Here is a 22,347-nt window from a genome sequence, read left to right as displayed (position 1 = left end):
ATTGATAAAACACAGAATAATAACGAGCGGAGTCGCGCGGTTAAAAAGAGTGATAAACCATGACTAAGAAGTTCAGTAAAAGTGTGCTCAAATCGACGATATTGTGCTATTTGAAGTGCTATGGTTAGAAATGTGTCGCTCAAAAAATGAGCGGATAAATACATCAACAACTCTAGCCAAGAGGTCTCTATGTTAGGTGAAAATCACTCATTAACTCATGAATTCCCAGAACATTTGGATACCATTACTCAGCTTACCGAAAACGATGCATCATTTGCTGAAACCGTTAAGAACTACAATGCTTTAGATAAGGAAATCCGCGTACTAGAACTTCAAGGAAGCCCGATTGATGATCACGAAATGAACGTGTTAAAACATAACCGGGCTGAGCTCAAAGACTGGCTCCACTCGCGAATAATGGGTTCTTAGTGACGAAATGATCATCGGCTCGTAAATAGCGGGCCGATTTTAGTTCCAATGGACGATGCCAAGTGTGCAAACATTAGGAGTGCTGAGCAGGAGCTTGGAGCGGCAGGTGACCAGTTTTTACCCAAATGATCGTTTCTTGCTCTACAAAAGGAAAATGCTCGCTCATATGTGGGCTTCGGATCCAAGAGAGAGCGGGATAGGTACCTAGCTCGTCTCTAAACTCGCCTGACAATACGAAAATTTCTTCACCACCAAAGTGACGGTGTGGTTGAAACTTCTCACCTTTTGGCCATTTAACCAACGCGACATGTTCGTGCTCAAAATGATGCAGAGGCATGACTTGCAACCCACCGACACCACTCTGCCAGCTCGCTTGGTTTGTATTAATGCGAACTGTTTCAAGATCCTCAGATTCGAACTGATTTAGTTTAACTAAAATCACACAGCCTTCTTTGCTAAATGGTGCGTGTTGACTTCCTGGAGGGTTACGAAGGTAAGTGCCGGCAGGGTAGTCACCGTATTCGTCAGAGAATACCCCCTCGAGCACCAATATTTCTTCTCCTTGAGGGTGAGGATGAGTCGAAAACTGCGAATTTGGCTCGTATTTAACAACGCTGGTGGTATGCCCTGATTCTTTGGCTTCTCGTTCCAAAGGTTTGCGCCACACACCTTTGGAAGGGCTGGCGATCCATTCCTGTTGAGCAGTATCTATCACGATTCTTTTTGAAAAATCCATATTCAACATATTGAAATTCCGTTACTTATTTAATTACTAATTCTCATTAGTATACGTTTAAAAAACATCAATTGATTCATTTGTTGATAGCCTAATTCATGGATTGAGTACGAACATGAAATCGGAGCCTAATTTAAATTTCTGCTTGTGTAATGAGAATTGTTATATTATAACATCGCGAAATTAAATGTTATAACATAACAAAAAGGAAAAAGTAGTGAATAAGAAATTGGTGTCTCTCGTGATCGGTAGCATTTTTGCATCCCCTGTTTTTGCCGACACACTATCGAACCCACAGATTGGTGTTGTTGTTGATGGCTACTACCAAGATGGCCAACGTCATAATTCTGAGCGCGAAGAAGGCTTTGGTCTAGGCCATACGGAATTAAACTTCTCATCGAATATCGACGACAAGTTTCACGGTGCGTTGACCGCTGTTCTTGAAAGTCATGGCGATGAGACAGAATTAGAGCTTGAAGAAGCATTCATCGAAACTTTGGCATTGCCATATGGTGTAAACGTGCGCGCTGGCCGATTCCTATCTGACTTTGGCTACCTGAATAACCAACACATGCACACCGATAGCTTTGTTGAGCGTCCAATTGCTTATCGTACTTTCCTTGGCTCGCACTACTACGATGATGGTGTACGTGCAAACATCGTGTTGCCAACCGACCTTTACGTAAAATTTGGTGTAGAAGCGCTTAGTGGTAGCAAAATGTCTTCTGTCGAAGATGGTTCTGAAGTTGGCGTGTACACCACGACGCTGAAGCTTGGGAATGACTTCTCCGAATCTTCAAGTTGGCAGTTTGGTTTAAGTTACCTGCGCAACGAAAACGGCAAGGTTAAAGAGTTCGAAGATCACGACCACGGTCATGAAGAAGAGCATGATCACGATCACCATCATGGCGCAGCAGTGACAGGTGCGAACCTTTACGGGGCTGATTTTGTTTGGAAATGGGCACCAGACGGTAATTACAAATACAGCAACTTCACGCTATCGGCTGAATACATGCTGCTAGACGGTGTGGTAGACAGCAAATATAAAAACGATGCAGAGTCACCAGACAACTTAAGCGCTTACTATGTTTCGGGTGTTTATCGCTTCAACCCAAGCTGGTCAGCAGGTCTACGTTACGGCGAAGCAGAAAGCTACGATGGTCATGCACACGGCGACCACATGCATTTCACTGAGCTGAATGATAAAGAAATGGATGCGATGATCGCATGGGATTCTTCTCATTTCGGTACTATCCGTGCGCAATACACTCGCATTGATAACCAAGACAGCGAGACAGACAACGTGTTCACTCTGCAATACGTGATGACATTTGGAGCGCACGGTGCTCATGCGTTCTAAGCTGACATTAAATAAATGTAGTTTGGTGATGATGGCGGCAGGAGCTGCCATCATTGCTTCGCCTGCTTCGGCTCTAAACATTTTCGTTTGTGAGCCAGAATGGAAAGCCTTTCTCGAAAGCCACGCGCCAGATGCCAGTATTTATTCAGCGACAACGGCTAAGCAAGACCCACATTACGTACAAGCTCGTCCTTCTTTGATTGCGAAGATGCGCCAAGCGGACATGGCAATGTGTTCGGGCGCAGAGCTAGAGGTGGGGTGGTTACCTATGCTGCAAGTTCGTAGCAGCAATGCGGCGGTGCAAAATGGTGCGCCGAGCATGATCTACGCGACGGACTTCGTGCGCATGTTAGATACTCATGCTCACGTTGACCGTAGCATGGGAGATATACACGCTCACGGTAACCCACATGTTCAATTTGCGGCAAATGACATGATTCCATTATCTCGTAAAGTCACGGAGCGCCTAAAAGCGATTGATCCCGACAACGCACAAAGTTACCAAGTGAATGGTATGAAGTTTCGTGCTCATTGGCGTAAAAAGCTTAAAGAATGGAATGAGAAAGGGGCTGCTTTAAAAGGTAAGCAAGTTGTCGGTTATCACGCGACGTATCGTTATTTGTACGATTGGCTCGGAATGAAGCAGATTGCCGATCTCGAACCTAAACCGGGCATTTCACCGACCACATCTCACCTGCAATCGCTTACCAAGTTAAATGCCGACAGTTTTGATGCGATTGTTTACTCCTCTCATCAGGATCAGCGTCCAGCGAACTGGTTGCAAGATCATACTGACAAACCTGTGATTCAACTGCCATTGACCGTTTCTGAGGGTGAAAGCTTGGATGAGATGTACGATCAGGTCATTGATGATTTACTGGATGTGTTAGTGCCACCCGTTCCTGTGAAGATCTAAGTCATGGCGGATTATGCATGGCTTTTACCTGCGGTTTTGTGTGGTTTAATTGCGTTAGTTGGCAATATCGTTCTGGGGCAACAAGTTCTTAATCGTCAGATCATCTTTATAGATTTGGCGGTGGCGCAAGTCGCGGCATTGGGGGCAGCACTAAGCCACTACTGGTTGAGCCAATACGCGCTGTTCTCAGGCTCATTCTTTGGCGAAATGATTGGCCCTTGGGTGATGTCTTTGATGCTTTGCGGTTTGATTGCCTTAATGGAGAAACGATACCAGCAGCATTTAGAGCCCATGATTGGCAGCTTGTTTGTCGTGTCTGCATCGCTGGCAATCCTGCTGGTGAGCAAAGACCCACACGGCGGAGACTTTATTCAAGGCATTCTTAATGGGCAACTGTTATGGGCGACTTGGGCAGACGTTTGGCCTTTGGCACTCATTACCGCTGCGATGTTGCTATTGGTTTGGTTAAAACCTGCGTTTATGCGCGGTAGTGGTTTTTATCTGATCTTTGCTATTCTGATGCCCATTACGGTCAAGTTAACCGGCATTTATTTAGAATTTGCTTTGTTGGTGATTCCAGCTTTATGTGCGGCAGCATTGAAGGGAACTCGATTCTTTGTCGCCAGTATCAGCATTGGTATTGTTGGGATCTTATCGGGTATTGCCGCATCGGCTCGCTATGACTTACCGAGTGGTGCGAGTATTGTGATCACCCTGTTTATTGCTGGCATGTTGTTTAATCTCTTGCTTCAGCCTTTTCTGGTGAAAATAACAAAACCAGCTTTTGTAAGAGATTAAGAGACAAGTAATATTGGTCTGATGACGTAGTATTTGAGTAATCAGACCAATACTTTTCTATCCAAGCCCTCCAATCGTGTAACTTTGCGCCTTCCAACACACTTTCTTACGTTGTTCTTGCCATAGTCATCAAGTTGCCTTGATTAGTTCACATCCGACTCCCAGACTGTTTCTATAGTTTTTATAAGATATAAAAGACCCTGCGTATGAGAAGCGCAGCTGTAACGCGACTAGGCATAAAAACAAAAAACGCTAGGGATACAAGCGAATTTGTAATCTCAACATTTAAGGAAGACCAAGATGAAACCGGAAAAAGTAGCAGTAGTCACTGGTGCGGCTCGTGGTATTGGCCAAGCGATTTGTGAGCAATTACTGGAGGATGGATTCCACGTAATCGGGCTAGACATATCGCCCGTGGAATGGAGCCAGTCGGCGCAGCTAAGCAGTTATCAAGTCAACTTGTGTGATGCCGAAGCCGTCAGTGAAGTGGTAGAAAGTGTTGTAGAGCAGCACGGAAGAATCGATGCTCTGGTTAACAACGCGGGCATCACTCGAGATGCACTGTTGCCAGACATGTTAGAGCAAGACTGGGACAGCGTGATCGACGTGAACCTAAAAGCGGTGTTCTTACTCACCCAATGTATTGCTCCTGTCATGCTAGAGCAGGGCACAGGCAGTATTGTTAGCATTTCTTCTATAGTGGGAACGGATGGTAATATCGGCCAGAGCAACTACGGCGCAAGTAAAGGCGGCGTCATCTCAATGAGCAAAGGCTGGGCGAAAGAACTTTCAAGAAAGGGTGCACAGATACGCGTCAACTGTGTCGCGCCAGGCTTTATCGCCACCGATATGACCAAGAACCTGCCAGAGAAAGTTATTCAAATGATGGAAGGCAAAACCCCATTAGGGCGCATGGGCTCAGTTCAAGATATCGCCAATGGCGTCTCTTTCTTAACCTCAGACAAGAGCGCCTACATCACAGGCCAAGTGCTCAAGATTGACGGTGGGTTGGTATTATAGCTCGCTAATCAAAATCTAAAATAAAAATGCCTTTTACTTATGTAAAGGGCTTTTTTGTTTGAGGAACCCGACTTATGCGAGTACTACTCACTAATAGAAAGCTTCGATGCCGCTTCGAGTTGAGTTTTTGAAGCAAAAGGCCAATACGTTTGAATAGCGTCGAGCGTCTCCTCTTAAACACTGCATTCCCTAAAGCACAGTATTCCCTAAAGCACAGTATTCCCAAAAGAAAAGCCCACCGAAAAGCGGGCTTTGCTCTCTTTTAGTAACGAGAAGAATAACTAGTAGCTCGCTTGAATGCTGACACCGCTATAGTTTGAGTAACCTTGAATCATGACGTGATAACGTCCACTTTGTGTCGCACTGACCGTACATGTTTCATTGTTACCGTATTTGAAAGGTCGGCAGTCCCATACATTCAGTGCTGGTTTTGCTCCAAAACGGAGATACAAATCCGCATCGCCACTGCCACCATACATTTGTACGGTTAAGCGCTGCCCAGCTTCTACATCAACATAGTAATACGCTACTTGACCAGTTGAACCACTTAAACCACTTACTGACACGCCCGAGGTTAATTTGCCTTCTGGGTCCGGTGTTGGGTCTGGGCCACCGCAGTCTTGGCCACAATCTGCATCCGTTAAGCTATAAAGTAGCTTGTTCACGCTGCCTCTTGTGTCCGTCACCTTTCCGCTTGTTGCACGGCTAACGATCAAGGCCTCTACTTGGCTTGGAGACAGTGAACGGTTTTCTTGAAGATACAATGCTGCTACACCCGCCACATGTGGAGTCGCCATCGAAGTGCCACTAATGGTTTTGTAGCCACCGTCATACCATGCAGATTTGATTTGTGAACCTGGCGCAAATACATCCACACAACTGCCCCAGTTTGAAAAACTCGAACGTGCATCCGTGCTAGTGGTCGATCCGACAGTTACTCCGGAAGCAACGCGTGCTGGAGAATAGTTACACGCATCGGCGTTGGAGTTACCTGCTGCTAGCATAAAGCTGACACCTGACTGAACCGCACTTTGCACCGCACTATCCAGAGCGACGGATTGACCGCCGCCTAAACTCATGTTGGCGACTGAAGGCCCGGAAGCGTTCGCAGCCACCCAGTCCACACCGGCAATAACACCAGAAGTAGAACCCGATCCGGTACAGCTCAATACTCTCACGCCGACAAGGTTGACGTTTTTCGCAACACCATACAAGCTGCCGCCAATGGTGCCAGCTACGTGTGTGCCGTGTCCATTACAGTCACTTGCATCTGCATCGTTATCGACAAAGTCATACCCTGAAACTGAGCGACCACCGAACTCAACATGCGCGTTATTCACACCCGTATCGATAACATAAGCCGTTACCCCAGTCCCATCAAAGTTGGCACTGTAGTTGTTATCGAGTGGCAAGTTTCGTTGGTCGATTCGGTCTAGTCCCCAAATGGCATTGGTTTGATTTGCGTCTGCCGAGACTATTGGGTCAAGCGATAGGATTCTGTCTTGCTCAATGTAGTCCACACGAGGATCAGAACGCAGATCTTTTAGTTGCTCAGGACTCAAGTTAGCGACAAATCCACTTATCGAGTGGTCAAAAACCGACTCCACTTGTATCGAATACAAACCAGACATGCGGTCTACGGATTGTTGCGTGAATTGCTCGAATTCCGTTGAATTGCTCACCATCATTTGCGGCTGTTGAAATACCACAATATAGCGATCTGCAATGGCGATGTCGTCCGGTGCAAGCATCAAAGTGGCAGGCAATGTGTTGGGAGCTTGTTGTAACTCTGCACTGTCCGCAAGCTCATTGGGTTGCGAAAAAGCGAGAGAAGAATGAAAACAGAGCGCGGAGGTGATACAACAACTTAGTAGTTTCTTTAACATAAAATGTTCCTTGAAATCATAGTCTTGTTGATTTTTACCTAGTGCCAAACTGTCAACACGAAAACACAGACAATCAGCGTAGTACGTGCTGAAGTGACGTTACACAAGTCAAACTAGACAATGAGCAATCATATGCATAATTGATAATAATTCGCATACTCAGAAACATGATCAATAACCAAGCTTTATTGAAATTGAAATGCAAAAATTCATTTAGACTTAGAGCAAAATCCCTAAAATAGAATAATTCTACACACCTGACATATTGCCTGTTATATGACTTCATCTTACCTATAATTTACGCAATAAAAACCTAACTATCCTTTTATTGGTCATAACTCAAATCGGTTGATAGATGTTAATATAGCCACCTGATTTCTGATGTTTTTTAACTCATGGTTACTATCCAAGTTCAATGTCGTTTCTATAATAAAACTAGAGCCCGTTCGTGAACATGGAAAAGGGCATTCTGGCTTTCCTCGCTCCAGATGTATCGAGTGTCTAAAGAGCTTTCAGCTCGATTAAGTTTACGAAGCCTGCAAGCCAGATGAAAAAGAAAAAATTGTCGATATGTCAACGAATAGTTCTGGCGTTAGGGAAACAGTAAAAGTGTTGAATTTCGCTTACAACACGGTATTGAGTACTTTAAAAAATCTCGCCAAGGTAAGTAACCTCAATGCCTTTCGATAAAGCAAATATAAGACTAATTTGTAAACTTGAAAGGCTAGCTGTATTGGTTGAGGAATATGAGGAAAACACTTCCCCATTTAAGAACTGAAACACACTTTTGCCCCGAAGTGCGTTACAATTCAAAATCCGAATTTAGATAATCTACACTTTTAGGCATACAAAATTCTAATCTTTGCCATTCAGGCAGAGTGCCCCAAAACTGGTAACAATGATATGAATGTGATCGTCGCTAGGCTGATGTTGAACACGCGCTGTCTTAATACGGTATTGAGATAAATACGAATTTTTTTACCAATCCAGACCCAAGTAATATTTGCAAACAGTCCGAATGTCGTAAACACGAAAGTAATCAATGTAACAGAGAACCAATAGTTAGAAGGGAGACTATAACTTGTGACCAAAGCAAGTGATGCCATCCAAGCCTTCATATTACCCAGTTGAAACAACGTAGCCTGAGTTACGTTGATTGGTTTGCTTTTAGTGGGTTCGCCCGAGAAAGGGTTGGTACATAGCAGCTTAATCATCAGCCAGAACATGTAAACCAGACCGATGTATTTTATGGCTAGATACCAACTTGGATGAGTCTGGAGGGCTACACCGACACCACACGCACAAAGCAGAATTAACCCTATTACGCCAATACGGATACCAATTAGGTGTCGCCATGATTTCCTTATACCAAATTGTGCCCCAGAGTTGGCGAGCAATAAATTATTTGGGCCGGGTGTTATGGCGGTGACAAACGCAAATAAACTCATCGCTGGAGTGAGTTCCCATAATGTTGTCATTTCTTTTCTTCTCAAATTAGTGCTGATAAGCCAAGAATAAAGGGATGAAGTGAGAGAGACCTACAGTTAATGCGTCATGGTGACAATTCTTTGATTTCATTTTCGTCAGGCCTTATTTATCCTGAATACAAGAATTAATTGTACCCCTTCGGAGAGAGACAATGTTAGTCCCTGATATATCGGGTCGTTCCGGACCTAAGTTTATGGCACTGGCTGAAGCGATTGCAGAGGTGATAGAGAGTGGTGAACTCGAACCAGATACGAAATTACCTCCTCAGCGTATTTTATCTTATCGCTTAGGTGTGACGGTTGGAACGGTGACGAGGGCATATAGGGAGCTAGAGCGGAGGGGCTTAACGGAACCAAAAGTAGGAAGCGGTACTTATGTACGTAACAGAGAAACTGAACTGAACCACTTTTATCATCCGGTATTGGAAGAAAAAGGCATTGATCTGGCACGTTGCCGACCTTTGCTATTATCGCAGCCGAAATTTCTGGCGAATGCGTTGAAAGAGCTATCACACGAGGAAATTGCGCAGGCAGCCGTGCTGGATTACTACTCCGCTGATGGCATTCAGGGTCATAACGAGACTCTTCGACAATGGCTGATGACCAAATTCAATATCGATATTGATGCACGGCGTCTAGTTTGGACTCATGGAGGGCAACACGGGATATCGTTGATTATTCAATCTCTGAGCCGCCCTAAAGATACAATTCTTGCTGAAGGGCTGTGTTATCCAGAGTTCATCTATGCATGTCAGCAATCCGAACGAAAGCTAGTGCCAGTAAAAGTCGATGAACATGGATTGGATCCAGAAGATATGGCTTTGCACTGTAAGAGGCATCGCCCAAAACTGCTTTATCTAACGCCGGGAATACAGAACCCGACCGGAGCTCAGTTAACGGATAGCCGAAGACTAAAAATCATAGAGATATGTCGTCGTTACAATGTGTTGATTATTGAGGACGATGTTCTCTACTGCCCACCGCCTGATCGAAAGAGTCCCTTAGTTGCTATCGCTCCAGATATTACCTTATACGTGGGCAGTTTTTCTAAGTACTTCGCAGGGGGATTACGACTGGGATTTATCATTTTGCCACTACCCTTTAAGGATTTATTGCAACGTGCGCTACGAGCCAGTTGTATGTATGTTAGCCCTCTAATCATCGACCTGGTATGTCGTTGGCTAACCAGTGGAGCTATGCAGGCAGTAGATGAAGAGATCGCGATGGAACTCAGTGCTCGTCATCGGATCTGGAAGACTGTATTTCCCGAAATCCATATCGGCGTTCCTGGCTACAATGTCTGGCTACCTTTGCCAGAGCCGTTAACAGGGTATCATTTTAACCAATCGTTGTTGAAACATGGGGTCAGAGTGAGAGAAGCGGAAATGTTTGCTGTGGGTCGGTATGAAGTGCCGGCAGCAGTGAGGATATCACTGGCAGGTCCATTAAGCCGCCCACAATTGCAATCAGCTCTAGATATCGTCAGAGACCAAATCACAAGGCTCACTTAAACTTCATAGCTCATATTGATTATTCACTGCCTAACTAAGCACCACTAGGCAGTGGGATATAAGCATTCGTAGCTACAAAACACGATGGAGTCAGGTCTTACATTTTGCTGCTAGAAAATATGGTTTAGTGTTGCTAATCCTAGATCGGTGAGTTTGAGCAAGAAATCTAACTCATTTTTGTCCAAAAATGAGTTTCGTTAGCTTGGACTAGAATAACAAAACGCTCTTCACGAAAGTTAAGGACCTTAACTGCCTTTCATGTCGTTTGAACCAAGGTATCGAGATCCGCTTCGCTCTTAGTTACGTTCAACCTTAGCTGCTACTTTTCATCAATAAATAGAGATGAGTTACCATCAAGGAGCATAGAGAAGCGAGTGAGCACTATTCTCTCAAATGAACACTAAACTCCTTCCTTGTAGCCTGTCACCTTCAAACTACTTCCTCTAGCGCTAACAATTAATTCAAATGTGCGCTGGTTAATGATTTTTCTGTAAGTAACACAATTGAACGTGATAGAAGTAACAAAATGGCCTCTTAACGGTAACGTTCCCGAAAAGTTTATATATTATCGCCATCATTGATACAAGTAGTAGAGACGCTCTGAGTCTGAGCGCTCTCAAATTCAGTCTTTAGATGGACATTTAAAGTCACCATAAGTTTGCGATTTTTCTTGGGAACGTTTGCAATATGCCTAAGTATAAATTTACGTGAGACTATGGAAATGAAACTACACACTTTGACGATGGCAGTAGCGCTTGGACTGGTTACTGCACCTGCATTCGCAGCAACAGATGTTGACGCTCTTGAAAAGCGAATTAATGAATTAGAACAGAGACTTGAGCAGACAGAAAAAGCATCCACAGAAGCAAATGAGAAAGCCTCAAGCTTTGAGTTTCATGGCTACGCTCGTTCCGGGCTACTGATTAATGACGATCTGAATGGTGCAGTGGGTACTGGTCCTTACATGACGGCAGCTGGTGCTATTGGCGCTCCAGTTGGGCGATTAGGGGTAGAGGATGATCATTATGTGGAAGCAAACCTTATTCACAAACGTTTTGCAGATGATGGCTCTAGCGCTTTGTTCCGAATCATGTTGGCAGATAGTACGGAAACCAATAACGAATGGACGGCGAGCGAGAGTCAATTAAACGTTCGTCAGGTATATGCTGAGCTAAACAAGTTGAGCATGTTCTCTGAATCAAGTGCGTTTGCTGACGCGACGTTTTGGGCTGGTAAACGATTTGACCGTGATAACTTTGACATTCACTTCTTTGACTCGGATATTGTTTTCTTATCTGGTACTGGTGCTGGTGTGTATGACGTCCAAATGAGCGATTCGTGGAAAGCAAACTTCTCGATCTATGGTCGTGATTTTGGTGAGATTGATAGCTCGTCAACAGATGTTGAAAACTATATCGCGACAATGAACAACCGCTTCGGTAATTGGCAATTGATGCTGAGCGGCATGACGTCTGCTGATAACAATGATCGCGTAGAAGGCGCAGCGGACAAAGGTTTACATGCGATGTTTGCCTACCATGGCGATACCTTCTTTGGCATGAGTGAAGGCTTCTCTAAAACTGGTATTTTGATGGGTGATGGATTGGGTGCAGAACTTAAAGGCATTGGTTCAAACGGTGATTTGCTAGAAGACGCAAAAGCCGTACGCTTGTTCAGTTATGGTGTAACACGCATCGGCGACAACTGGCGTGTAGCACCTGCGTTGCTAGCAGAACACAGCCAAGATCGCTTTGCTAAAAATGATGAATTTACGTGGGCATCGTTCAACATCCGCTTAGCGCAAGAGTTTACGCAGAACTTCGAGATGGTTTATGAAGGCTCATACCAATACATGGACCTAGACAATGCGATTGATAAAGCAAGTGGCAGTTTCTACAAAGCGACAATTGCACCAACGCTTAAGATGTCTACCGCTGCAGGTTTCTTTGACCGCCCGGAGCTACGTTTTGCAGTTAGCTACGTTGATTGGGGCGAAGACTTGAATGGCTACTCGATTAGCCAGGATGCGGGCGCTGCAACGATGGGTGATGGTGGTGAAGTTCTGTTTGCACTGCAAATGGAAACTTGGTTCTAAAGGGATCTAACCGACAAAGAGTAATAAGAAAAGCGCCAACTGATTTCAGTTGGCGCTTTTTCATTAACAGGACTGACGCTCAATTGTTTTGAAGGTTAGTACCATCTTACTCATTTCAAAACTTCTGTTGGCAATTCTATCTAGTAGCAGTTTCGCACCATTTTCACCTGCTTTATCAAATGCATAGTTAAATGTTGATAAGGTTGGGGTGCACACTGATGCGAGCTCATCATCACCAACTCCTAGCACTAAAACGTCTTTACCCGGTGTTAACCCGAGCTCTTGAATCGCTCTCATCGCACCGATAGCAATACGGTCTGTCGCACAGAACAAGCCATCTAGCTTAGGGTTCTTTGTTAAGTGTTGTTTTGCCAATGAATAGCCAGAATCGATTGTAAAGTCACCACGAGCATGGAAGGCGAGCTCAAAACCATGGTGTTGTAGCGCTTGAACAAATCCTTCAGAGCGTTGCTTATCTACCGCGATATCGTCACCTTGCACACCAATAAAACCCATGGTTTGGCAACCTTTTGCAACCAGTCTATTTCCCGCTTCAAACCCTACTCGTGCGTCATCATGAATGATGCTTGGAATATTAAACATGGAACCATCTTGACCGACGAGCACAACTGGAACGGCTGAGTTTTGAATTGCTTTTACCAGCTTGGAATCGAGGTGGGTGGCGTAAAGAATGATCCCTTCAACCCGTTTTTGGTTAAAGATCTGAATGTACTCCAGTTCTTTTTCGTGGGCTTGGTGAGTGCTAGCAAGTAAGACATGTTTCCCGGCTTTTTCAAGGACATCGGTTAATCCATCGACACCTTGGGATGTGGCATGAGAGGAAACCCGAGGAACAATGACACCAACCAGATTGGTCTTTTGAGATTTTAGATCTTTAGCGACTTGGTTCGGCACATAGCCACACTCCGCTACTGCTTGGCGGACCTTCTGTTTTGTCGCTTCTTTTACGCCATACTCATCGTTTATAACCCGTGACACTGTTGATTTTGATACGCCAGCCAGACGGGCGACATCATGCAGACTCGCCATTGTTCCTATCCATTCTGTTTTTCGTTTTTGGGATTGTTTGCAAAGAGAAGATGAAAAGCTCTTTGATAAGTAGCGATTCTAACCTCCTATACTGCTCTTAGGGAGAGAATTTGACGATCATTCTCACATTCTCTCTGCTTTATCTTTGATCATTTGGTTTTATTGAGCAAAAATCTGTTTTGCAAACGTTCCCGAAAGTTTCGCAAGCTCAGATAATAATCCAATGGGGTATGAAATGAATTATCCGGCAGTAGCAAAAGAGTTGTTAACTCTATTAGGTGGTAAAAGCAACATCACCGCACTTGCGCATTGTGCGACACGCTTACGCCTTGCCGTTGCAGATAGCAAAAAATAGATGAACAAGCGATTGATAGCCTTGAAGGAGTAAAAGGGCAGTTCAAAGTTGCGGGTCAGTACCAAATCATTTTTGGATCAGGCATCGTAAACCAAGTTTATGCAGAAATGGCGAAGTTGACGGGGATGAGTGAAATGTCCACCAACGACGTTGCGTCTGCTGGCGCAGAGAAACAAAACATTGTTCAGCGCGCGGTGAAAGGGCTGTCTGATATTTTCGTTCCAATCATTCCAGCAATCGTCGCTGGCGGTTTGTTGATGGGTATCTATAACCTATTGACTGCCCAAGGCTTGTTCATTGATGGAAAATCTTTGATTGATGCCAACCCAGGACTGACAGACTTGGCGAACATGATCAACACGTTTGCAAACGCGCCGTTTGTTTACCTGCCTATCCTGTTGGCATTTTCAGCCAGTAAGAAGTTTGGCGGTAACCCTTATTTAGGGGCGGCGTTAGGTATGTTGATGGTTCACCCTGATTTGTTGAATGGTTGGGGGTTCGGCGGCGCATCTGTGTCTGGCAACATTCCGGTTTGGAATATTCTTGGCTTTGAAATCCAAAAAGTGGGTTACCAGGGTTCGGTGTTACCGGTTTTGGTATCGGCATTCATTCTTGCGAAGGTTGAGCTAGGCTTACGTAAAGTCATACCTTCTGTTTTAGACAACCTTTTAACGCCATTACTGGCGATTTTCATAGCGGGTTTGCTAACGTTTACTGTCGTCGGTCCGTTCACGCGTGATATCGGTTTCCTATTGGGTGATGGTCTGAACTGGCTATACAACACTGCTGGCTTTGTTGGTGGTGCGGTATTTGGTCTTATTTATGCTCCATTTGTTATTACTGGTATGCACCACAGCTTCATTGCGATTGAAACGCAACTTCTTGCGGATATTGCGACGACGGGCGGCACCTTTATCTTTCCTATTGCGGCGATGTCTAACGTTTCTCAAGGTGCAGCAGCGTTGGCGGTGGGCGTGATGAGCAAAGATAAGAAGATGAAAGGTATTGCGATTCCATCTGGTGTTACGGGTTTGCTGGGTATTACAGAACCGGCTATGTTTGGTGTTAACTTAAAACTACGTTACCCATTTATTGCGGCAGTTTGCGCTGCGGCGTTATCAAGTGCGTTCATCACAATGTTTAATGTGAAAGCTCAGGCATTGGGCGCAGCTGGTCTTCCAGGCATCATTTCCATTACGCCAGAGAAGATTGGGTACTACATCGCGGGTATGGTGATCGCGTTCTTGACCGCATTTGTTCTCACCATTGTTCTTGGTATGCGTGACCGCGCTAAAGTCGGTAGAAAAGCAGCGGCTTAATCTGAACTCCTTAGGGGTGGAGTCCCCCAAAATCCACTTCTTTTCCTAAATGTTTGGGATGCTAGCCAAGCACTAATGGCTTGGCTAGCCTTTTTCAATTTTTACTTGGTAGTGAAGGTGTTCAACACGTTGGACTATCAGGGCTTTAATTTCAAGGTAAGCAAGATGAATCAAGTGTGGGTAACTGGTGATGCTGTTGTCGATCTAATACCGGAATCTGAGACTTCTTTACTCAAATGTCCCGGTGGTGCACCAGCGAATGTCGCCGTAGCTATTGCTCGTCTATCTGGTAAGAGTGCGTTTTTTGGACGTGTAGGTGATGACCCATTTGGTCGATTCATGCAATCAACGCTCGATCAAGAGGGCGTGAGCACGGAGTTTCTCGTTAAAGACCCAGAGCAAAGAACATCAACAGTTGTGGTGGATTTAGATGATCAAGGTGAACGCAGCTTTACGTTTATGGTAAAACCGAGCGCTGATCAGTTTATGTCTATTGAAGACATCCCTAACTTTAAGCAAGGTGATTGGCTACACGTTTGCTCTATTTCACTGGCAAATGAGCCAAGTAGAAGCAGCACGTTTGAGGCGATCAAAAGAGCAAAAGCCGCTGGTGGTTTTATTAGCTTTGACCCTAACTTGCGTGATGAAGTGTGGCAAGATCAATCAGAAATCCAAGCTGTCGTGATGAAGGCTGTAGCGATGGCTGATGTGGTTAAGTTCTCTGAAGAAGAGCTTTTGTTCTTAACTGACTCAACATCGATGGCGCAAGGTTTAAAACAAATAGCCTCTTTGAATATTGCTTTGGTCTTGGTGACACAAGGTGCGAAAGGTGTTTGGCGCGTCTTTGAAAGTCAGAGTGAACTGATCACAGGTCAAGTCGTTAGTCCGATTGATACCACAGGTGCGGGTGATGCTTTTGTCGGAGGGCTACTGGCATGCCTGTCTCGGTATGACGATTGGAAAAATCATCCTGTTGTTAGCTCTGCGATTCAATGGGCAAATGGCTGTGGTGCATTAGCGACGACGCAAAAAGGCGCAATGACCGCGCTTCCGACCCAGGCAGAGTTGCTGCAATTTATTGGGCAATGACCTTCAGATCCAATTTCAGTTGAGAAAAATTATGAGCTTAAACAACCGTTGGACTGTAGAGCAAAGATATCGCCGACTTGAGCAAATCCCTCAGTGTGATATCGAAGAAATGACACTTTCACGTCAGCAAGATAAAGGCTTTCCTAGTTTTCATATCGCCCCTAGATTTGGGCTGTTAAATGACCCAAATGGGTTGTGCTATTTTAATGGTGAGCACCACATCTTTTACCAGTGGACGCCTGTGGGACCAGTCCATGGAATGAAGTATTGGTACCACCTTTCTACTAAAGACTTCATCCATTTTACTGATCATGGTGTGGGTCTTCATCCCGACCAAGACTACGATTCACATGGTGTCTATTCGGGCGGTGCTTTGGTGGAAAACAACAAGGCTTTGCTGTTTTTTACTGGTAATAAGCGTGACCAAAACTGGAATCGAATTTCAACACAGTGCTTTGCCACCATGGATTCAGATGGCAACATTGAAAAGCATGGTGTGGTCATTGAGAACGAACATTACACGGAGCACTTTCGTGATCCAAAAGTTTGGAAGAAAGGCGACGACTATTTGATGGTGGTGGGTGCTCAAACCAAAACCGAGCATGGTTCAATGGCGCTCTATCAAAGCAAAGATTTGAAAACGTGGCAGCATAAAGGTCATATCAAGACCAAGTTTTCTGACCTTGGGTACATGTGGGAGTGTCCTGATTTCTTTGAGATTAATGGTCAATCGGTGATGCTGTTTTCTCCACAGGGCGTGAGCAGTAGTAATCCTTATGATTTCAAAAACATCTATTCTGTCGCATATATCGTGGGTGATCAGTTGAACCTAGAGTCGATGACTTTAGAAAACCACCAAGATATTTTACAGCCAGATTATGGGTTTGATTTCTACGCCCCACAAACCTATTTAGATGAGAATGGGCGTCGCATTCTTATTGCATGGATAGGGTTGCCAGAAATCGACACGCCATTGGTCACACACCAGTGGGCAGGAATGTTGTCTCTTCCTAGAGAACTAACGTTGAAAGATGGTTTTCTTGTTCAAGCTCCGCTCCCTGAGCTGAAGAGTTTAAGAAAAGAAGAGGTGGTCTTTGCACAATCCCATACACTGGAAAGCACAAGTTGTTTGATCCAATTAGACCTTGAGGGCGATGGCTTTGAACTTGAGCTGAGTAACCTCAAAGGTGACAACATCGTCTTTAGTGCGACAGAGCACGAGTTTATGCTGGACCGTCGTCACATGTCTCATTTGTACGCAGAAGAATTTGGTGGTATTCGAAAAGCACCAAGATTGGACGCTAAGCAGACGATTGAGATGTATATCGACAATTCTGTCATCGAGATTTTCATTAATGGCGGCAAACACACGATGACCAGTCGTTTCTTTATTGATGACCTTAGTAAAGTAACGTTGATAGGGTTGGAACAAGCAAGGCTTTTCCCTTTGAAAGGTATAACGGGTTTGTTTGAATCAGCTAAGTAACGGTTTCGAATACATTAAAACGCCCTTCATTGATTTAGTGAAGGGCGTTTTTTGTTCAAAATACCTAGGTAGATTATCTTTCACGCACGTAGGTCGTTTGAACTAAAGTATCCAAAACAACTTCACTCTTGGTGACTTTGAAGTTTAGCGGTTGTTCTAAATCCCCAAATAGAGGTGCGCCGCCGAGTGTAGCTTACTCATCGTTGGCATCTCGAACCTAGTTCACATTATCGCGACGTTTTTACTTATAGCGTGAAAGAAAATCCCATAACCAAAGGTTCTAACTAAAAGAGATTGCAGGACTTTTATTTGGCGAATTCGACCTAATATCTTGAGTATGCCTAATCGCAGTTGGCGAAGAGGTGATGTTAATAATGCTTGCTGGCGCGTAAGACCCGTCAGTTTGAAGATGCATTCAAACACAATAAGGGAAAACAATGGCTAACGAATACATTCCACCAAAAGTTTGGACAAACGATAATGAAAACGGCGGTCAGTGGGCGAGCATCAACCGTCCGGATTCTGGCGCACGTCATGAGCAAGAGCTTCCAGTTGGTGAGCACCCATTCCAACTTTACTCAATGGGTACCCCAAATGGTCAGAAAGTGACGATCATGTTTGAAGAGCTTTTGGCGGCTGGCGTAACGGCAGCAGAATACGATGCATACCTGATTAAGATTGGCGATGGCGACCAGTTTGGCTCTGGCTTTGTGGCTGTTAACCCAAACTCTAAAATTCCGGCATTGGTTGACCGTTCGGGTTCTGAGCCAGTGAACGTGTTTGAATCTGGCAACATCTTGTTTTATCTAGCAGAGAAGTTTGATCATTTCTTACCAAAAGAAGGCGCTAAGCGTGCTGAGGTAATGAACTGGTTATTCTGGCTGCAAGGTTCTGCGCCATATCTAGGCGGTGGTTTTGGTCACTTCTACGCGTACGCACCAGAGAAGTTCGAGTACCCAATCAACCGCTTTACAATGGAAGCAAAACGTCAGTTAGATGTATTAGACAAGCGTCTTGCGAACAATGAATTCCTAGGTGGCGATGAGTACAGCATCGCTGATATCGCAACATGGCCATGGTACGGCAACCTTGTGTTGGGTCGTGCTTACGATGCGGCTGAATTCTTAGACGTAGAAAGCTACAAAAACGTTGTGCGTTGGGCAAAAGTAATTGATGAGCGTGAAGCGGTAAAACGTGGTCGAATTGTGAACCGTTCATGGGGTGAAGAATGGGAGCAGTTACCTGAGCGCCACAGCGCAGAAGATATTGATAAAGTATTGAAACTTAAACCATAAGTAATCTTGGCCTAGCTACGTCAAATGAGTTTAGTTTTATCTATGCTTATACAGTGACCTTAATCAAATCTATAGCGCACCATATACGGTGCGCTATTTTTATTCTCATTTAGTCTCGAAATGCTAATTTATATCACCTCTTGAAGAGCATTTAGTTCGTAGATGAATCTTTAATGTATTTATATATTATGATGCAAAACAAAGCTCATATTTCCATGTTAAATATGGACTGGTCATACTGCTTTCTAATAATTAAATTATTTAAAAATTATAAACTGATTTTATATCCATTATAAATAAAATTAATGATAATTAATATTTGACATGACCACTGAATTTATGTGGAATATGCGGGTTGATTTGTTTTGAAGAAATAAAATTAATTTCTAGTACTTTTATTTAAGACAAGCTTAGCTTTTAGCGATGTTTAATTATTAATGCTTATATCATGAAAGAGGATATGTATGATGTCGTCGTTTGAGTCGTACTGGGTTGGGATACGTCAAAGAATAGCCGCACAAACCGAAGGTAACCGCAGTTTAAAGTCTCTAGTCATTAAAAAGCAGCGTGTGAACTTAAATAACAGTGGGTTATCCTTTCGCGCTAAGTCCGGATGCCTTATCCCTCACTGTTATACCAAGTTCTCTGATGAGATAAACCTAAAAACATCGAAAAAATCGTCTCTTAGTTTTAAAAAAGGAAAGCTGTATTTTTCTCCAGTTTAATAATAAATGAAATTTACATAAATTATAATATTAGGTTTTTAAATTTATCGATAATTAATTACGATTTTATGATGCGTTTTCAATATGTTTTCTTGGTAAATAATTATCCGGGCTTATTGTTGATTGTTTTTGTTGTTTCCTATTTAGATATGGATAAAAGCTCAACTACTTTTCCTATACCAACTTACTCCCTGAATTGACTTGCGCGCTTTTTCTCCCCTCTCAAAAAACATAGCGTTACGGAATTATTTTCGCTCCTGTTTCATTCTTCAAGACGAAAGCTCTACCTACCTCTCATTATTTTCGACAAACATTGAGTAAAAGTAACCAATCGTAACAAGGTGGCTGTAACTGAGCGCCGTTTCAATATACTCGTTTTTTAACTAGGTAATCCCGCGCTTTGAATTCATTCGGGTACCGTTTGTAAGCCTTAAATGCTACTAAGATAAGATGTCATGATGAGAAAAAGTACTATATTACACACAGTGTTAATTACAGGGTTCGCTGCTGTATCCTCGTTGGCTTATGCTGCGCCTTCAGTTGTGCCAAATGCGCCGGAACTCAGTTCTCGTGGTTATGTTTTGATGGACTTCCATACGGGGAAAGTACTGGTTGAACGTGATGCCCACAAACGTTTAAACCCCGCGAGTTTAACGAAGTTGATGACTGCTTATGTAGCTGGTCAAGAAATTAATACAGGCAATATTACGTTGAATGATGATGTTGTCATCAGCCGAAATGCTTGGGCAAAAAATTTCCCAGATTCTTCAAAAATGTTTATTGAAGTCAATACTTCCGTTTCTTTGTCTGACTTATACCGTGGTCTGATTGTTCAATCTGGTAACGATGCCAGTGTCGCTATTGCTGAGCATGTTGCGGGAAGTGAATCAGGGTTTGTGAGTTTGATGAATAGTTGGGCCGCCAAGCTTGAATTGTCTAACACGGCATTCACCAACCCTCACGGCCTAGACAGTGACGGTTTATATTCGACACCTTATGATATTGCCAAGTTGGGCCAAGCGATTATTCGTGACTTACCTGATATCTATCCGCTGTATAGCGAAACCTCGTTTACTTACAATGGCATCACTCAATACAACCGTAATGGCTTGCTTCGTGATCGTAGTATGAATGTCGATGGCATGAAAACTGGTTATACAAGCGGCGCGGGTTATAGTCTAGCGACTTCTGCAACACAAGGTGATATGCGTTTGATTGCCGTAGTGATGGGAGCGAAGAGTGAGAATGTTCGTGAATCAGAAAGCAAGCAGCTGTTGAGTTATGGCTTCCGCTTTTACGATACGGTAATGCCGACTGATGCGGGTGCGGAACTTGCGAAAGCTCGAGTTTGGATGGGCGAAAAAGACGAGCTTACTGTCGGCGTAGCTAACGATGTTTATCTCACTTTGCCAAAGGGAGATGTAAAAAAGCTGCAAGCGGAAGTTGAATACAACGGTGATTTAGTTGCGCCAATTTCTGAGCAACAAGTGGTTGGTAAAGTGCTTTACAAAGTCGACGGTAAGGTCGTAAATGAAGCCGAGCTCGTTGCATTGGAGTCCGTGGAGGAAGGCAGTTTATTCAAGCGAATTTTAGACTGGTTTAAGCAATTGGTCGCTAGCTGGTTCTAAACAGTAGCGAACTTCTGTCTATATCACTCTATCTTGTTAATTTTCTATTAAATCAGTTTACTAAGGCGACCAACGTGGTCGCCTTACGTTTTTGGAATACTCGTTGCGTTAAAACGCAGGCCTTCTTGTAAGGGTGTGTTTTTACCTGACCAAGAGCGTTTTGTGTTTTTGGGTGCGAGAGAAAAGAAACTAGAACAAGAATGGAGTGACACGTGCACAAGATTTTATCTTTGACATTGATTTTATCGCTCATGGGCTGCGCTATGCCTTACCAGCAGGAGGTCGATAGCGGCCAATGTGTTGGAGTCATGACCTCTCAGGATGCATATGGTTATTTAAACCCAAACCATTACACGATGCAGGTACTCGCGCTAAAGCAAGAAAAAGATGTGAAAGATTATATTCGCTATATCGATCCTAAGCATCCGGTTTGGGTTAACTGGAAAAACAGCCGAGGCACGCGTTGGTATACGGTAACTGTTGGTGATTTTAAAACGAAACAGGATGCCTACAATGCGCTTTCTTCATTACCAAGCCGTGTAAAGCAGTCATCCCCGTTTGTGCTGACTTTTGCGGAAATGCAGCGTAAGCAACAAACGAGTGTTGTGAGAATGCGTTAGCCAACAAAAAACGGAAGCGATGGCTTCCGTTTTTGTATTTAGGAGTAAGCTTAAAGCGCCGCTAAAATCGTTTCTGCTTTGCTTGCTTCAAACTCTTTTGGCTCTTCAACGTTAAGCTTAGTCACTGTGCCGTTTTCAATGATCATCGCGTAACGTTGTGAGCGAATACCACCAAAGCCGCCTGTATCCATTTCAAGACCCAATGCTTTAGTAAAGCTAGCGTCGCCATCACCCAACATCAGAATCTCAGAAGCGTTTTGAGCTTCGCCCCACGCTTGCATCACAAATGCATCGTTTACAGAAACGCACGCAATTAAATCAACACCTTTTGCCTTTAGCTCATCAGCTAATACCACATAGCCTGGTAGATGAGCTTCTGAACAGGTAGGGGTGAATGCGCCAGGTACAGCAAAGAGTACGACTTTCTTGTTCGCAAACAGTTCTGTAACGTCGTGGTTAACCATACCATCGGCAGTCAACTCACTTAGAGTTGCAACTGGTAGAGCTTGGCCTTGTTGAATCATGATTATATTCCTTTTTGT

17 protein-coding genes and 3 pseudogenes are annotated in these 22,347 nt (G+C 44.0%); 14 read left to right on the top strand and 6 right to left on the bottom strand.

Going from position 1 to position 22,347, the window contains the following annotated elements:
• Nucleotides 1–189: 189 nt before the first annotated feature.
• On the top strand, nucleotides 190–429 hold the full coding sequence (locus R7M92_RS02760) for a YdcH family protein (protein ID WP_005373737.1): 240 nt from the start codon (nucleotides 190–192) through the stop codon (nucleotides 427–429).
• A 73-nt stretch (nucleotides 430–502) separates the two neighbouring features.
• On the opposite strand, the gene R7M92_RS02755 is transcribed toward R7M92_RS02760, so the two are convergent.
• The gene (locus R7M92_RS02755) at nucleotides 503–1,174 is read right to left on the bottom strand and encodes a cupin domain-containing protein (protein WP_130546406.1); all 672 of its coding nucleotides are present in this window, start codon (nucleotides 1,172–1,174) and stop codon (nucleotides 503–505) included.
• A 208-nt stretch (nucleotides 1,175–1,382) separates the two neighbouring features.
• Here R7M92_RS02755 and R7M92_RS02750 point away from each other — a divergent pair, with 208 nt between their 5' ends.
• From R7M92_RS02750 to fabG, 4 genes are all read left to right on the top strand, one after another.
• On the top strand, nucleotides 1,383–2,525 hold the full coding sequence (locus R7M92_RS02750) for a hypothetical protein (RefSeq protein WP_318132648.1): 1,143 nt from the start codon (nucleotides 1,383–1,385) through the stop codon (nucleotides 2,523–2,525).
• Complete coding sequence (locus R7M92_RS02745; protein WP_258670472.1) at nucleotides 2,515–3,441, top strand: metal ABC transporter solute-binding protein, Zn/Mn family; 927 nt, start codon at nucleotides 2,515–2,517, stop codon at nucleotides 3,439–3,441. The genes R7M92_RS02750 and R7M92_RS02745 overlap by 11 nt, the downstream gene beginning before the upstream one ends.
• 3 nt (nucleotides 3,442–3,444) lie before the next feature.
• Nucleotides 3,445–4,239, top strand: a complete 795-nt coding sequence (locus R7M92_RS02740) for a metal ABC transporter permease (protein WP_005373725.1) — start codon at nucleotides 3,445–3,447, stop codon at nucleotides 4,237–4,239.
• A 300-nt stretch (nucleotides 4,240–4,539) separates the two neighbouring features.
• Nucleotides 4,540–5,259: a 3-oxoacyl-ACP reductase FabG gene (gene fabG / locus R7M92_RS02735; RefSeq protein ID WP_318132646.1), complete on the top strand. Its 720-nt coding sequence runs from the start codon at nucleotides 4,540–4,542 to the stop codon at nucleotides 5,257–5,259.
• Nucleotides 5,260–5,540: 281 nt separating this feature from the next.
• Here the strand turns inward: fabG and R7M92_RS02730 are convergent, their stop codons facing one another.
• Nucleotides 5,541–7,145, bottom strand: a complete 1,605-nt coding sequence (locus R7M92_RS02730; protein WP_318132645.1) for a S8 family peptidase — start codon at nucleotides 7,143–7,145, stop codon at nucleotides 5,541–5,543.
• 395 nt (nucleotides 7,146–7,540) lie between these two features.
• Here R7M92_RS02730 and R7M92_RS02725 point away from each other — a divergent pair.
• Nucleotides 7,541–7,866 (top strand): annotated as a pseudogene (locus R7M92_RS02725) (transposase); the annotation flags it as partial.
• 148 nt (nucleotides 7,867–8,014) lie between these two features.
• Here R7M92_RS02725 and R7M92_RS02720 read toward each other — a convergent pair.
• Nucleotides 8,015–8,623, bottom strand: coding sequence for a LysE family translocator (locus tag R7M92_RS02720; protein ID WP_318132644.1), 609 nt, complete (start codon nucleotides 8,621–8,623; stop codon nucleotides 8,015–8,017).
• 161 nt (nucleotides 8,624–8,784) lie between these two features.
• On the opposite strand from R7M92_RS02720, the gene R7M92_RS02715 reads away from it, so the two are divergent.
• Nucleotides 8,785–10,143 (top strand): PLP-dependent aminotransferase family protein, encoded by a 1,359-nt coding sequence (locus R7M92_RS02715; protein ID WP_318132642.1) that lies wholly within the window; start codon nucleotides 8,785–8,787, stop codon nucleotides 10,141–10,143.
• A 721-nt stretch (nucleotides 10,144–10,864) separates the two neighbouring features.
• Nucleotides 10,865–12,238, top strand: coding sequence for a carbohydrate porin (locus R7M92_RS02710; protein ID WP_318132748.1), 1,374 nt, complete (start codon nucleotides 10,865–10,867; stop codon nucleotides 12,236–12,238).
• A 63-nt stretch (nucleotides 12,239–12,301) separates the two neighbouring features.
• Here R7M92_RS02710 and R7M92_RS02705 read toward each other — a convergent pair whose 3' ends face one another.
• Nucleotides 12,302–13,288: a LacI family DNA-binding transcriptional regulator gene (locus R7M92_RS02705; protein WP_009698245.1), complete on the bottom strand. Its 987-nt coding sequence runs from the start codon at nucleotides 13,286–13,288 to the stop codon at nucleotides 12,302–12,304.
• A 235-nt stretch (nucleotides 13,289–13,523) separates the two neighbouring features.
• On the opposite strand from R7M92_RS02705, the pseudogene R7M92_RS02700 reads away from it, so the two are divergent.
• From R7M92_RS02700 to R7M92_RS02690, 3 genes and pseudogenes are all read left to right on the top strand, one after another.
• A pseudogene (locus R7M92_RS02700) lies at nucleotides 13,524–14,962 on the top strand (sucrose-specific PTS transporter subunit IIBC).
• A gap of 165 nt (nucleotides 14,963–15,127) precedes the next feature.
• Nucleotides 15,128–16,051 carry an aminoimidazole riboside kinase gene (locus R7M92_RS02695; RefSeq protein ID WP_318132638.1) on the top strand — a complete coding sequence of 308 codons (924 nt, stop codon included), beginning with the start codon at nucleotides 15,128–15,130 and terminating at the stop codon, nucleotides 16,049–16,051.
• A gap of 31 nt (nucleotides 16,052–16,082) precedes the next feature.
• Nucleotides 16,083–17,537 carry a sucrose-6-phosphate hydrolase gene (locus R7M92_RS02690; protein ID WP_318132636.1) on the top strand — a complete coding sequence of 485 codons (1,455 nt, stop codon included), beginning with the start codon at nucleotides 16,083–16,085 and terminating at the stop codon, nucleotides 17,535–17,537.
• Between the two features lie 73 nt (nucleotides 17,538–17,610).
• Here the strand turns inward: R7M92_RS02690 and R7M92_RS02685 are convergent.
• Nucleotides 17,611–17,721: pseudogene (locus R7M92_RS02685) on the bottom strand (dihydrofolate reductase); the annotation flags it as partial.
• A gap of 253 nt (nucleotides 17,722–17,974) precedes the next feature.
• Between R7M92_RS02685 and yghU the strand changes: the two are divergent.
• The 3 genes from yghU (at nucleotide 17,975) to R7M92_RS02670 (ending at nucleotide 21,805) form a co-directional block, all read left to right on the top strand.
• Nucleotides 17,975–18,832 (top strand): glutathione-dependent disulfide-bond oxidoreductase, encoded by an 858-nt coding sequence (gene yghU, locus R7M92_RS02680; protein WP_005373705.1) that lies wholly within the window; start codon nucleotides 17,975–17,977, stop codon nucleotides 18,830–18,832.
• A 1,183-nt stretch (nucleotides 18,833–20,015) separates the two neighbouring features.
• Nucleotides 20,016–21,185 carry a D-alanyl-D-alanine carboxypeptidase family protein gene (locus R7M92_RS02675; protein ID WP_318132746.1) on the top strand — a complete coding sequence of 390 codons (1,170 nt, stop codon included), beginning with the start codon at nucleotides 20,016–20,018 and terminating at the stop codon, nucleotides 21,183–21,185.
• Nucleotides 21,186–21,397: 212 nt separating this feature from the next.
• Nucleotides 21,398–21,805, top strand: coding sequence for an SPOR domain-containing protein (locus tag R7M92_RS02670; protein WP_005373701.1), 408 nt, complete (start codon nucleotides 21,398–21,400; stop codon nucleotides 21,803–21,805).
• A gap of 50 nt (nucleotides 21,806–21,855) precedes the next feature.
• Here the strand turns inward: R7M92_RS02670 and R7M92_RS02665 are convergent, their stop codons facing one another.
• Nucleotides 21,856–22,329 (bottom strand): peroxiredoxin, encoded by a 474-nt coding sequence (locus tag R7M92_RS02665; RefSeq protein WP_005373699.1) that lies wholly within the window; start codon nucleotides 22,327–22,329, stop codon nucleotides 21,856–21,858.
• Between the last annotated feature and the right edge of the window lie 18 nt (nucleotides 22,330–22,347).

Origin of the sequence: Vibrio sp. Vb2880 (assembly GCF_033337975.1) — a bacterium.
GTDB lineage: Bacteria > Pseudomonadota > Gammaproteobacteria > Enterobacterales > Vibrionaceae > Vibrio > Vibrio alginolyticus.
The sequence above is the reverse complement of the archived record's forward strand: the minus strand, read 5'-3'. Positions and strand labels throughout refer to the sequence as shown.